The organism is Pseudomonas sp. WS 5412 (assembly GCF_012985615.1).
GTDB classification, from domain to species: domain Bacteria; phylum Pseudomonadota; class Gammaproteobacteria; order Pseudomonadales; family Pseudomonadaceae; genus Aquipseudomonas; species Aquipseudomonas shahriarae.
Genome location: NZ_JAARMB010000018.1, coordinates 1 through 11,974, shown reverse-complemented (window position 1 = coordinate 11,974; position 11,974 = coordinate 1). Strand labels below are relative to the sequence as shown.

Below are 11,974 nucleotides of genomic sequence, written 5' to 3'. Positions count from 1 at the left end.
GGTTTTGGCTAATGTGGGCCATCCTGCACGCAGCCCCAGAGTTTTCCATGCGCTCACTCAAAGTCCTGATTCTCGAAGATCACCCGTTCCAGCTGATGGCCCTGCACCAGATGCTCAACGCCAACGGCGTGTTCAACGTGCTTACGGCCGACAGCGTCGAGGTCGCCCGCCAGTCGCTGGCGAGCAAGGGGCCGGTGGATATCGCCATCTGCGATCTGTACCTGGAGCATGGCGACTCACTGGGGCTGATCCGCGAAATGGCTGAGCACAGCCAGGCCCAGGTCCTGGTCCTGTTGAGCGACGCCGAACCGGATGTACTGGAAGGCGTGGCGAGCATGGCGCGTCAGGCGGGGTTGAACGTATTGGGGTGCATGCCCAAGCCGGCTTCCGCCACTTCCATCGGGCAGATGCTCGATGCCTGCCGGCAACGCTTGCGGCCGAGCCCGCAAGCGCTGTCCTGGGACCGTGTGCACCAGATGCTGGGAGTGAGTGAATTCGCGACCGAGAAACTTTGCGCTGAGGTCGGCGAGGCCGCCATTGAGCGTTACGCCCGTGTCTGCTACCAGCCCATCGTCAGCCAGGCCGGTGATCTGCAAGGCGTAGAGGCGTTGGCGCGCTGGCAAGACCCGGAGCATGGCCAGTTGATGCCCAGCGAGTTTCTGCCGCTGCTGGAGTTGGCGGGCCTGGAGCAGGCCTTTACCTGGTACGTGCTGGACCAGGTGTTGCGCCTATGCGCCCAGGTGACCCGGGACACGGGCCTGGAACTGCCGGTGTCAGTCAACATTCCCGGGCGGTTGCTGGATCAGGAACACTTCGCGCTCACGCTGCAAGGCCTGCTGCAGCGCTTTGCCGTCCCGGCGCGCAACCTCACCCTGGAACTGGTGGAAACCTCGCGCCTGAAGACCGACAGCGCCCATGTCACCGGTTTGCTGCGCTTGCGGATGATCGGTTGCAAGCTGTCCATTGGCGATTTCGGCATCGGCGGTACCAGCCTGCAACGGTTGCTGGAGCTGCCGTTCACCGAGCTGAAGATTCCCCCGGCGTTTGCCAGCGGGATGGCGGGTGACGAACGCAAGTGTGCGGTGGTCGCCGGGGCCATGAGCATGGCCCAGCACCTGGGGGTTGGCGTGGTCGTGACCGGAATTGAAACCCCCGCCGACCGTGACGCGGTGCGCGCGCTGGGGCCGGCCTGGCTGCAGGGTTGCCTGATCGCTCATCCGATGAGTGCCCAGGCGCTGCAACACTGGCTGGCGAAATCTACGGCGATTGCCTTGTAGGAGCCGGCAAGCCGGGCGCTGCACAAACCTAGGCCAACCCGTGTTCCTGCACATAGATGAACAACGCGGCATCGCTGATCAGCCCCAGCTTGCGCATGGCACTGACTTTCTGCGCGCTGACGGTCTGCTTGCTGCGATTGAGGTGCGCGGCAATCTCGCCCACCGTCTTGCCACCTGCCAGCAAGCGGATCACCTCCAGTTCCCGGGGTGACAACTGGTGCTGTGAGTGCAGGCGATCAGCCCCCACTGCACCGGCCAGGGCGAGCGCCTGTTCAATGGTGCGGGCCACATAGGGCCGCTGCTGGCGCACCTTGTCGATGGCTTCGGGCAACTCGTCGGCCAGGCTGGCCTTGCTCAACAGACCCATGACCCCCAGTTCCAGGATCGAGTGGAACAGGCCGGCGTTGTTGAGCATGGTCACCACCACAATCGGCAGGTCCGGGTAATGCCGGCGCAGGTGTTCGATCAGGCGCAGGCCATCGGCCTGGGGTTCGGCGGGCATCATGAAATCGGTGACCAGTACATCGCAGGGGCAGTGTTGCAGCAGGGCGGCCAGGGCCTGGGGTGAGGTGGCCTCACCGACGATGCGCACCTGCTCGTCGCGCTCCAGCACTGCCCGCAAACCGATCAGGAAAATCGGATGATCGTCGGCGATGACAATACGCAAGGGCTGTTCAGACGCGTCTCTCACGGTGGACTCCGGCAATAATCAGGAGATTCTAGCCTGTCGGCGGCTGTTTTCTCTCTGTCATATTTGCCATGCATGCTCGATAAGCTCAGCTCAAAGGCGAACTTTGTGCTTTTGGAGTAGGTCACTTATCTGTAGGCGCGAGCTTGCTCGCGAAAAACGTCAACGATAATGTAGGGCATCCTGAACGAACGTGGCGCTCTCAGGTTTTTCGCAAGCAAGCTCGCGCCTACACTGGTTATTTATTTTTCTCATGATTGAGTGGTGATCGAGATGGAAAGTATCAGCCTATTGCTCGGTGAAGCGCTGAGCCCTTATCAGGTCACGCTGACTACCTCGGGTGTACACGGCGAGAGCCTGGTGACAGTGAAGAGCCCCACGGGCGCAATCGTGGTCGAACGCGAAGTGGATCGTGCGCAATTGACCGACAAACGCGCCTTGGTGGACGTGGTGGACTGCCTGCTCCGCGACCTGAAAATCGCCGAAGGGCGCCTGGAACCTTCGGTAATCGCGGCCTTGCGCAACGCAGCCCAGACGCGCATCAGCGTCCAGGCGTGAAGAAATTTTTATCTTCGGAACCTTCCTACAGGAAGGCCAGTCAGACCATGTAACAGCAGGATCAAGCATTGTGCTCCGGTGCTTGTAGCTTGTTGTACTGGTCTTTGTAGGCCACGTTTAACCCCGAGTTGTCTCCCCACTGCTCGGGGTTTCTTTTTGCCCTGGATTTATCAGGGCAGCGGCGTTTCGCTGAAAAACCTCGGGTTGTCCTTGAGGTATTGCTCGCGCATCAGCGGGTCCAGCCCGTTGGCGTAGGACTGGCGCAATGTCTCCTGGGGAATATTCTGCAACTCGCGATTGATATGGGTAATGGCCTCGCGCCCCATCGGGGTGTCCGAGCAACCGATATGAATCCGCTGATAGCGCGCCGTGCCCTTGATCGGATAGAACACCAGGTCTTGCGGATCAATACCCTGTTGCGCTGCCTGGTATCGGATTTCCGTCCAGTAGCCCAACACGGCTTCCAGCCGCCCCAGGCGCTGCATCTGCAGCAAACTGCCCAGTGCGTCGTTACCGTAATGTGGGGCCAGCTTGAGTGGATCGGCGTGATTCAACTGTTCGTCCACCCCAGGTCCGTAGCTACGCTCGGCGACGATCCCAAGACGCATCTGCTGCAGGTCGAGAAACCTCACCAGATCGAACTGGCCATCCACCACATAGCTTGCCAGGGCGCCCTGCTGGTTGCGGCGAATCGCGATGCCATTGCTCAGCACGGCGAACGCCGGCGCGGAAAACACAATGTTCCTGGCCCTCACGGGGGTCCATACCAACGATGGATCGCAGGTGAAGGAGGGCGTGTTGAGCATTTGCAGGCCTCGGGCGCGATTGACGTGCAGGATCTGGTGACGATACTGCGGCAGGCGCTCGATCAACAGCGGCAGCAGTTTATCGACGCTGCCCTGGCCCTTTTGCGGGCCCTCGAAAATGGTCATCGGCGGCAGGTCACGCACCAGCCAGGTCAGGGTGTCCTGTGCCTGGCTCGAGAGCGGCAGCATCCCCAGCAGCGGGGCGATGAGCCATAGGCGCCGCAACGCCCTGATAAAACGGCCGGCCATTATCTTGAGAGTGCTCCACGGGGCATCAGATCGCGCCATCCTTGCGCAAACGGGCCACGGCGTCGCTGTCGTAGCCCAGGGATTGCAGAACCACGGCATTGTGTTCGCCCAGCTCTGGCCCGACCCACTCGCAACTGCCTGGGGTGTCCGAGAGCTTGGGCACGATGCCGGGCATCTTGAAATCCTTGCCGTCGGGCAACTGGGCCTTGAGGAACATTTCCCGGGCGAGGTATTGCGGGTCGCCCAGCATATCTTCGGCGCTGTAGATCCGGCTGGCAGGCACTTCGGCCTGGTTCAGCTGCTCCACCACCTGGGCCAGTGGCAAGCTGTTGACCCAGCGGTCGATTACGCCGTACAGCTCGTCGCGCCGGCTATCGCGGCCATCATTGCTGGCCAGTTGTGGGTCATTGGCCAGGTCTTCACGGCCAATGGTCAGCATGAAGCGCTTGAAGATTGCATCGCCATTGGCGCCAATCTGCACATGCTTGCCATCGGCGGTGGTATGGATTGATGACGGGGTAATGCCCGGCATGATGTTGCCGGTGCGCTCGCGGATAAACCCGAACACATCGAACTCGGGGATCATGCTTTCCATCATCGCGAAGATCGCTTCATACAGCGCCACATCCACCACTTGACCGAGGCCGCCGTTGACCTCGCGATGGCGCAGGGCCATGAGCGCGCCAATCACCGCCCACAGCGCGGCGATGGAGTCGCCGATGGAAATCCCGGTGCGCACCGGCGGGCGGTCTTCGAAGCCGGTGATGTAGCGCAGGCCACCCATGGATTCACCGACCGCGCCGAAGCCCGGTTGATCCTTCATCGGCCCGGTCTGGCCAAAGCCCGAGAGCCGTACCATTACCAGCTTGGGGTTGAGGGCGTGCAGGGTGTCCCAGCTCAGGCCGAGTTTTTCCAGGACGCCGGGGCGGAAATTCTCGATCAGGATGTCGGCGTCTGCCAGCAACTGCTTGAGGATCGCCAGCCCCTCGGGATGCTTGAGGTTGAGGGTCAGGGACTGTTTATTGCGCGCCTGGACAAACCACCACAGCGACGTGCCTTCATACAGCTTGCGCCATTTGCGCAGCGGGTCGCCGCCGTCGGGGGATTCGACCTTGATCACTTGGGCACCGAACTCGGCGCATATGCGCGAGGCGAACGGGCCGGCGATCAGGGTGCCCAGTTCGATGACTTTCAGGCCGGCGAGCGGTTTGGCGGTAAACGACATGAGGATCCTTACTAACGCAGGAAGGTATGTATTGCCTTTTAACATAGGCGAGTGCTGCAGGGATAAGGATGATGCAGCGCAGGATTCGTTGAATGACCCCGCCATCGGTTAGACTGGCCGCCTTTCCCTGTCTCTAGAAGTCCGTTCATGGCCCAGCCGTCCACGACCTACAAGTTTGAACTCAACCTGACCGACCTCGATCGTTCGGTGTACGAGAGCGTCAAGCAAACCATCGCCCGTCACCCCTCGGAAACCGAAGAACGCATGACCGTGCGTTTGCTGGCCTACGCCCTTTGGTACAACGAGCAGTTGTCGTTTGGTCGCGGACTGTCAGATGTAGACGAACCAGCCCTGTGGGAAAAAAGCCTGGATGATCGGGTTTTGCACTGGATCGAAGTCGGCCAGCCCGATGCCGACCGCCTGACCTGGTGTTCGCGCCGTACCGAACGTACCAGCTTGCTGGCCTACGGCAGCCTGCGGGTGTGGGAAGGCAAGGTGGTGCCGGTGGCCAACAACCTGAAAAACGTGCATATCGCCGCCGTGCCCCAGGAAATCCTGGAAACCCTGGCCAAGGACATGCCACGGGTGATCAAGTGGGATGTGATGATCAGCGAAGGCACAATTTTCGTCACCGATGACCGCGGCCAGCACGAAGTGCAACTGCAGTGGCTGGTCGGCGAACGCGGCTGATCCTGTCAGGACGGGTTTGTGTGGGAGCTGGCTTGGCCAGTTAAGCGAAGGCAATCTTCAAAGCAGCGAAGATCACATGTGGGAGCGGGCTTGCTCGCGAAGACGTCGGCCCAGCAAGCATTGATGTTGACTGACCCACTGCTTTCGCGAGCAAGCCCGCTCCCACACACGCCCGCTCCCACATTTGATGTTTGTCGTTACTCATAGTGTTTTTTAACCGTTGTATTGCACAGAAGCCCCCATCACCCCATGCGCATCGATCCCCGCCCATTGCCCGCTGTCCTGCCGTTCCTCGGTGAATTGCCACCGTTGCTGACCCGTCTCTACGCCGCCCGTGGCGTGACCTCGCAGGATGAGCTGGATAAAAGCCTGGCGCGGCTGATTCCCTATCAGCAGCTCAAAGGGATTGAGGCTGCCGTGGATTTGCTGGTGACGGCCCTGGAGCAGCGCCAGCGCATCCTGATCGTCGGCGACTTCGACGCCGATGGCGCCACCGCCAGCACCGTGGGCACCCTCGGCCTGCGCCTGCTCGGGGCGGCCCATGTGGATTACCTGGTGCCCAACCGCTTCGAATACGGCTACGGCCTGACCCCGGAAATCGTCGCCGTGGCCTTGCAGCGCGAGCCGCACTTGCTGATTACCGTGGACAACGGCATCTCCAGTGTCGAGGGTGTGGCGGCGGCGAAGGCGGCGGGCCTCAAGGTGCTGGTCACCGACCACCACTTGCCCGGCGATGAACTGCCGGCGGCCGATGCCATCGTCAACCCGAACCAGCCCGGTTGCGGGTTCCCCAGCAAGGCCCTGGCGGGCGTCGGGGTGATTTTCTACGTGCTGATGGCCCTGCGTGCGCGCCTGCGCAGCCTGGGCTGGTACGACAAGCAGCCGCAGCCCAATATCGGCGAGTTGCTCGATCTGGTGGCCCTGGGCAGCGTGGCCGACGTGGTGCCGCTGGATGCCAACAACCGCATCCTGGTCCATCAAGGCCTGGAGCGGATCCGCGCCGGGCGTGCGCGGCCGGGGATCAAGGCGATCCTGGAAGTGGCCAAGCGCGACCACGCACGCATCACCTCAACCGACCTGGGTTTTATCCTCGGCCCACGGCTGAATGCGGCCGGGCGCCTGGATGACATGAGCCTGGGCATCGAATGCCTGCTCACCAGCGACTTCGCCCAGGCCCGGGAAATGGCCGCGCAGTTGGACGGCATGAACCAAGACCGCAAAGCCATCGAGCATGGTATGCAGCGCGAGGCCCTGGCCCAGCTCAAGGACTTGCCGGTGGAGTCGATGCCATTTGGCCTGTGCCTGTTCGACCCGGAATGGCACCAGGGTGTGATCGGGATTCTCGCCTCGCGTATGAAAGAGCGCTATTTCCGCCCGACCATTGCCTTTGCCGATGCCGGTGATGGCCTGCTCAAGGGCTCCGGGCGTTCGGTGCCGGGCTTTCATATCCGTGATGCCCTGGCAGTGGTGGCCAGCCAGCACCCGAACCTGATCGCCAAGTACGGCGGCCACGCCATGGCGGCGGGCCTGACCTTGCCTGAAGCCAACTTCCCGTTGTTCGCCGAAGCCTTCGACGCCGAAGTACGCCGGCAACTGCGTGAAGAAGACCTGACGGGGCGCCTGTTGTCCGATGGCACCCTGGCGGTGGAAGAGTTCCACCTGGAACTGGCCCGTGCCCTGCGCAACGCCGGGCCCTGGGGCCAGCACTTTCCCGAGCCTTTGTTTCATGGGGTGTTTCAACTGGTGGAGCAGCGGGTGGTGGGCGAGCGGCACCTCAAGGTAGTGCTCAAGAGTGAGTGCGGCGCGGTGAAGCTCGATGGCATTGCCTTTGGCATCGACCGCGAAGTGTGGCCGAACCCGACCATTCGCTGGGTGGAGTTGGCCTACAAGCTCGACGTCAATGAGTTCCGCGGCCAGGAAACCGTGCAATTGATGATTGCCCACATCGAACCGCGCTGAACCCTGTGCAATCCCCGGTTGTCGACTAGTCTCTAAGCACTGTGTGATTGGTCTTGTGACCTTGTCTGTTTTTTAGCCCGAAGGGGACGGGCCTTTCATCTTCTCGTCACGCGTACCGGTCAGACAGAACCCTGGAGCCAATGCCCACCGGATACGAGAAGAGGTGCCCCATGAGTCTGTTGCTTGAACCCTACACCCTGCGCCAATTGACCCTGCTCAACCGCATTGCCGTATCGCCGATGTGCCAGTACTCCGCCGTCGATGGCCTGGCCAACGACTGGCACCTGGTGCACCTGGGCAGCCGCGCCGTTGGCGGCGCCGGGCTGATTTTCAGCGAAGCCACCGCCGTTACTGCCGATGGCCGCATCACCGCCCAGGACCTGGGCCTGTGGAATGATGCCCAGATTGAGCCGCTGCAGCGCATCACACGCTTTATCAGCGCCCAGGGCGCGGTGGCGGGCATTCAACTGGCCCACGCCGGGCGCAAGGCCAGCACCCATCGGCCGTGGATCGGCAAGCATGGCAGCGTCAAGCCCGCAGACGGTGGCTGGGTGCCGGTAGGTCCGTCTCCCATCGCCTTCGACCCGCAGCACACCGCGCCCCGGCAGTTGGACGAAGGGCAAATCCAGCAAGTGATCGCCGACTTCGTGGCCGCCGCCAGGCGTGCCCTGGCCGCCGGCTTCCAAGTGGTGGAAATCCATGCCGCCCATGGTTATCTGCTGCATCAATTTCTCTCGCCCTTGAGCAATCAGCGTCAGGATCAATACGGTGGATCCTTTGAAAACCGCATCCGCCTGGTGTTGCAAGTCACCCAGGCGGTGCGCGATGTGTGGCCGCAAGAGCTGCCGCTGTTTGTACGCGTCTCGGCCACCGACTGGGTGGAAGACGGCTGGAACCCCGACGAAACCGTGGAACTGGCACGCCGCCTGAAAGACCTGGGTGTGGACCTGATCGACGTGTCCTCCGGTGGTACCGCCGCCAATGCCGAAATCCCTATCGGCCCCGGCTATCAAACGCGCTTTGCCGAGCGCGTGCGCAAGGAATCCGGCATGGCCACCGGCACGGTCGGGATGATTACCGAGCCGGCCCAGGCCGAGCATATTCTGCGCACCTGCCAGGCCGATATCATCTTCCTGGCCCGGGAACTGCTGCGTGATCCGTACTGGCCGCTGCACGCCGATGACGACCTGGGCGGCCGCAAGGCGACCTGGCCGGCGCAGTACCAGCGGGCTACCCACCGCGACCAGCCGATCCATGAGTCTGACTTGCGCGACTGATTTTTTACATTCGTCACCCAGACCCACCGCTGATCACGGTGGGTTTTTTCTTGCCTGTCGCCGGGGGAGTAGCGATCCTGAGCGTCCTGGACACTGGAGGCCAAGATGCTGGTGGAACGTGATTTGAATGAAAGCGACATTCCCCTGCTGGCGTTGATTGACCGCACTGAGCAGATTGATGAGTGCTATCGCCTAGAACACGGCGAGTTGGTGCTCTACGCCGCTCACCACGACATGCGCGGTTGGCCCGAAGGCGAAGCCGAGCAGGATGCCCTGGAGTTGCATGCCTGCTGGCTGCGCGGCGGGTGGTTGCATGGAGTGTTTGCTGGTCCGACGCTGCTGGCGGCAGCGGTGGTGGATAACCGGGTGATCCATAACCAGGGCCTGCGTATGCATCAGCTCAAGTTCCTGCATGTCAGCCACAGTGGCCGAGGACATGGGCTGGGTGGGCGCTTGCTGACGCTGGCCTGCGCGCACGGGGTAACGCTGGGTGCGCAGGCGCTGTATATCTCGGCCACCGAGTCGCGCAACACCGTGGATTTTTATCTGCATCACGGCTGTCGTTTGCTCAAGCAGCCCGACAGCGAGCTGTACCACCGGGAACCCAATGACATCCACTTGTATCGCCCGCTGCCCTGATCTGTCCGGCATCAGGCGCGTACACGGCGGTCAGTACGTGAGGATTTTCTGAAGGCCTTTTGCCTTAAGGCAATTATTTAAGTGAATGCTCTAAAAAAATCTCACAAGCGCCAGGATAGTTTCTACGCTTGAAGTAAGACGGCTTCTGGCCCAGGAAGTCAGTCTGTTTACGCGCTGAGGCATTGCACTTCGCGGACAGGGTTATGGGCATCGGGAGTTGTTGTTTATCACACGGAGAAACAGTCCATGGCCAAGTCCATTGGTGTCGCAGGGGTTCTGGTGCTTTTTTTCAGCCGCAAGCTGTCGTTGCATGGCCGCCGGTTGAGCTCGGACGAGGCGCAGTTGCTTGAGCAGTACCGTGCCCTGACCGAAAACGATCAAATTGCCATGCGTTATTTGATTGGTGCGATGAGGAGTATTTCGCGTTTTTGAACCGGGTGGGGGCGTTCCCACGCCGCAATGAGCGTGGGAACGTTGGGCATCAGCTGTACTTGCGCTTGTCCGGTGCGGGCGGGAAGTACTGGTACAACCAGGTTTCACTCAAGGTCCGGTCATTGGTGCGGATGAACAGGCGCATCTCCACCGGCGCGACGCTGTCGCTGGTCGGGTACCAGTCGAAGAGAATTCGGTAGCCCTTGATGTCGTCGAGCACCAGCACGCTGAAGTCTTTCACTTCGCCATGGGAGCAGGTGACCACAGGCTCGATCCCGGTACCTGCGGGCAGGCGGTCGAGGCCACCGCCTTTGAAGTCCACGGCAAAACGGCGGGCCCAGACCGGCGGGTAATGCTCACCCGGCGCCCAGCCTTCGGTGAAGCCGCCCATGCCGGAGCGGGTGGCGTTGACTTGTGCCAACGGTGTGCTGACCGGGGGCAGGGCGCTCCAGTAGAGCTTGTAGCCAAAGGTCAGGGAGTCGCCGGCGGCCACCGGTTTTTTCGGGGTCCAGAAGGCGACGATGTTGTCCATGGTCTCGCCGGTCGTAGGAATTTCCAGCAGATCGACAGAGCCTTCACCCCACGCGGTGGTCGGCTCCACCCACAGACTTGGGCGCTTGCTGTACCAGTCGACGGTGTCCTGGTAACTGGCGAACTCATGGTCGGTCTGCACCAGGCCGAAACCTTTCGGGTCTTTATCGGCGAAGGCATTGAACTGCAGAGTGGCCGGGTTGTTCAGCGGGCGGCAGATCCACTCGCCGTTGCCGCGCCACATCGCCAGGCGATCGGAGTCGTGGATCTGCGGGTGGATGGTGTCGCACATGCGCCGCTCATGGGTGCCGCAACTGAACATGCTGGTCATCGGCGCGATGCCCATCTGCTGGATTGCCGTGCGCGCATTGATATGGGCGTCGATGGCCATCACCACCTGGGTGGCCTGGCAGTCGATATCAAAACGATAGGCACCGGTGGCGCTCGGCGAGTCGAGCAGGGCGTAGACCACGAAACGGGTGCTGTCCTTGTCCGGCGTCTCGAACCAGAACTGGGTGAAATCGGGGAACTCTTCGCGTTTATTGGCGTAGGTGTCGATGGCCAGGCCGCGTGCCGAAAGACCATACTGGCCGGTGTTATCCACCGCACGGAAATAGCTGGCGCCAAGGAAAGACACCACGTCGTGGCGGTCCAGTTCCGGGGCCTTGAACAGCTTGAAGCCGGAAAAACCCAAGTCGCCCTTGAGCTGCTTGGTGTCGACCGTGGTTTTTTCATAATTGAACAGCGACGGACGGAAATGCACCTCCCGCGCCTGGCGGGTCTTGGGGTCGACACTGTGCATGCGCACCGGGGTCTTGAAACCCATGCCGACGTGGAAAAACTGCACGTCCAGCTGGCCTTTGAGGTCTTTCCACAGCGAATGATTACCGTCGTAGCCGATGGCATTGAAATTCTGCGGGGTCATGGTCGCCAGGGTCGGCGGCAGCACCTGGCGGGTGTCCTGATACTGTTTACCGGCCAGTTGCTTGGCCTGCAGCTTGAGCCAGTCGAAGTCGAACGCCTTGGCGTCGCCATCGGCTGCACGATTCCCGGCCCAGGCCTGGGCGGCCAGCAGGCCACTGGCTGACAGCCCGGTGTAGGCCGCGATGGCCATGGACGCTTTGAGCAAATTCCTGCGGTGCATAAATACAACCTGTGGTGAGCAATCCCGTGCCGTTCCTGGCGCGTGCTGGATCAGAAATTACGGTTCGGACATGCCTTCGGCCAAACGCAACGGACATTAAACAGATGCTGAATAGCTTAAGGGGTTCGGTGGGGAAGGAAAATTGATTGATAGCGGGATGATGGCGTTGCATATGAAACAAGACGTGTCAGCCGGGGGGATCCTGTAGGGGGCGGCTTGCCTGCGATGGTTTTGGGTCGGTGTACATATCCATTGCTGCGGTCACGGCGGCTATTGGTTCCGCCCTTACGGCGGGTCACTTTTGGAAAAGAGCCCCAAAAGTAACCAAAAGGGCTCTTGCCCCACCACTCGGCACCTCGCCTAGGCTCGGTGTGCCCGCAGTCAGGCATTGCTCCGTGGGCCCGCCGCGATCGGCCATCCATGGCCGTGTCGCGGCTACCCCGGCATCCATGCCGGGGTGCCCACTGCGCAATACCTGCCTGCGGCCATCGTGGTTTAA

General features: G+C 61.5%; 11 protein-coding genes. 7 read left to right on the top strand and 4 right to left on the bottom strand.

Annotated features, from left to right (window positions below; all coding sequences use genetic code 11):
- Window positions 1-47 precede the first annotated feature (47 nt).
- On the top strand, window positions 48-1,277 hold the full coding sequence (locus tag HBR94_RS21115; RefSeq protein ID WP_115129361.1) for an EAL domain-containing response regulator: 1,230 nt from the start codon (window positions 48-50) through the stop codon (window positions 1,275-1,277).
- A 28-nt stretch (window positions 1,278-1,305) separates the two neighbouring features.
- Here the strand turns inward: HBR94_RS21115 and HBR94_RS21110 are convergent, their stop codons facing one another.
- Complete coding sequence (locus HBR94_RS21110; RefSeq protein ID WP_170045483.1) at window positions 1,306-1,968, bottom strand: response regulator transcription factor; 663 nt, start codon at window positions 1,966-1,968, stop codon at window positions 1,306-1,308.
- A 270-nt stretch (window positions 1,969-2,238) separates the two neighbouring features.
- On the opposite strand from HBR94_RS21110, the gene HBR94_RS21105 reads away from it, so the two are divergent.
- Window positions 2,239-2,523, top strand: coding sequence for a DUF3509 domain-containing protein (locus HBR94_RS21105; protein ID WP_057438042.1), 285 nt, complete (start codon window positions 2,239-2,241; stop codon window positions 2,521-2,523).
- A 170-nt stretch (window positions 2,524-2,693) separates the two neighbouring features.
- Here HBR94_RS21105 and HBR94_RS21100 read toward each other — a convergent pair whose 3' ends face one another.
- Entirely contained in the window at window positions 2,694-3,578 is an 885-nt protein-coding gene (locus HBR94_RS21100) for a TIGR02285 family protein (protein WP_170045482.1), read from the bottom strand.
- A gap of 25 nt (window positions 3,579-3,603) precedes the next feature.
- Window positions 3,604-4,803 (bottom strand): CaiB/BaiF CoA-transferase family protein, encoded by a 1,200-nt coding sequence (locus HBR94_RS21095; protein ID WP_057444507.1) that lies wholly within the window; start codon window positions 4,801-4,803, stop codon window positions 3,604-3,606.
- 147 nt (window positions 4,804-4,950) lie between these two features.
- On the opposite strand from HBR94_RS21095, the gene HBR94_RS21090 reads away from it, so the two are divergent.
- The 5 genes from HBR94_RS21090 (at window position 4,951) to HBR94_RS21070 (ending at window position 9,800) form a co-directional block, all read left to right on the top strand.
- A complete protein-coding gene (locus HBR94_RS21090) occupies window positions 4,951-5,493 on the top strand; it encodes a YaeQ family protein (RefSeq protein ID WP_057438005.1) in 543 nt (180 codons plus the stop codon).
- A 249-nt stretch (window positions 5,494-5,742) separates the two neighbouring features.
- Window positions 5,743-7,452, top strand: coding sequence for a single-stranded-DNA-specific exonuclease RecJ (gene recJ, locus HBR94_RS21085; protein WP_170045481.1), 1,710 nt, complete (start codon window positions 5,743-5,745; stop codon window positions 7,450-7,452).
- A gap of 170 nt (window positions 7,453-7,622) precedes the next feature.
- A complete protein-coding gene (locus tag HBR94_RS21080) occupies window positions 7,623-8,729 on the top strand; it encodes an NADH:flavin oxidoreductase/NADH oxidase (RefSeq protein ID WP_170045480.1) in 1,107 nt (368 codons plus the stop codon).
- Between the two features lie 105 nt (window positions 8,730-8,834).
- Window positions 8,835-9,368 carry a GNAT family acetyltransferase gene (locus tag HBR94_RS21075; protein WP_057438019.1) on the top strand — a complete coding sequence of 178 codons (534 nt, stop codon included), beginning with the start codon at window positions 8,835-8,837 and terminating at the stop codon, window positions 9,366-9,368.
- A gap of 246 nt (window positions 9,369-9,614) precedes the next feature.
- Window positions 9,615-9,800 carry a hypothetical protein gene (locus HBR94_RS21070; RefSeq protein ID WP_057438021.1) on the top strand — a complete coding sequence of 62 codons (186 nt, stop codon included), beginning with the start codon at window positions 9,615-9,617 and terminating at the stop codon, window positions 9,798-9,800.
- Window positions 9,801-9,849: 49 nt separating this feature from the next.
- Here HBR94_RS21070 and HBR94_RS21065 read toward each other — a convergent pair whose 3' ends face one another.
- A complete protein-coding gene (locus HBR94_RS21065; RefSeq protein ID WP_057438023.1) occupies window positions 9,850-11,475 on the bottom strand; it encodes a glucan biosynthesis protein D in 1,626 nt (541 codons plus the stop codon).
- Window positions 11,476-11,974: the final 499 nt, after the last annotated feature.

What these genes read in the sequence shown, in the direction of transcription:
- HBR94_RS21115 (WP_115129361.1), top strand. Translation starts at nt 48, where the DNA reads ATGCGCTCACTCAAAGTCCTGATTCTCGAAGATCACCCGTTCCAGCTG.
- HBR94_RS21105 (WP_057438042.1), top strand. Translation starts at nt 2,239, where the DNA reads ATGGAAAGTATCAGCCTATTGCTCGGTGAAGCGCTGAGCCCTTATCAG.
- HBR94_RS21100 (WP_170045482.1), bottom strand. Translation starts at nt 3,578, where the DNA reads ATGGCCGGCCGTTTTATCAGGGCGTTGCGGCGCCTATGGCTCATCGCC.
- HBR94_RS21095 (WP_057444507.1), bottom strand. Translation starts at nt 4,803, where the DNA reads ATGTCGTTTACCGCCAAACCGCTCGCCGGCCTGAAAGTCATCGAACTG.
- HBR94_RS21090 (WP_057438005.1), top strand. Translation starts at nt 4,951, where the DNA reads ATGGCCCAGCCGTCCACGACCTACAAGTTTGAACTCAACCTGACCGAC.
- recJ (WP_170045481.1), top strand. Translation starts at nt 5,743, where the DNA reads ATGCGCATCGATCCCCGCCCATTGCCCGCTGTCCTGCCGTTCCTCGGT.
- HBR94_RS21080 (WP_170045480.1), top strand. Translation starts at nt 7,623, where the DNA reads ATGAGTCTGTTGCTTGAACCCTACACCCTGCGCCAATTGACCCTGCTC.
- HBR94_RS21075 (WP_057438019.1), top strand. Translation starts at nt 8,835, where the DNA reads ATGCTGGTGGAACGTGATTTGAATGAAAGCGACATTCCCCTGCTGGCG.
- HBR94_RS21070 (WP_057438021.1), top strand. Translation starts at nt 9,615, where the DNA reads ATGGCCAAGTCCATTGGTGTCGCAGGGGTTCTGGTGCTTTTTTTCAGC.
- HBR94_RS21065 (WP_057438023.1), bottom strand. Translation starts at nt 11,475, where the DNA reads ATGCACCGCAGGAATTTGCTCAAAGCGTCCATGGCCATCGCGGCCTAC.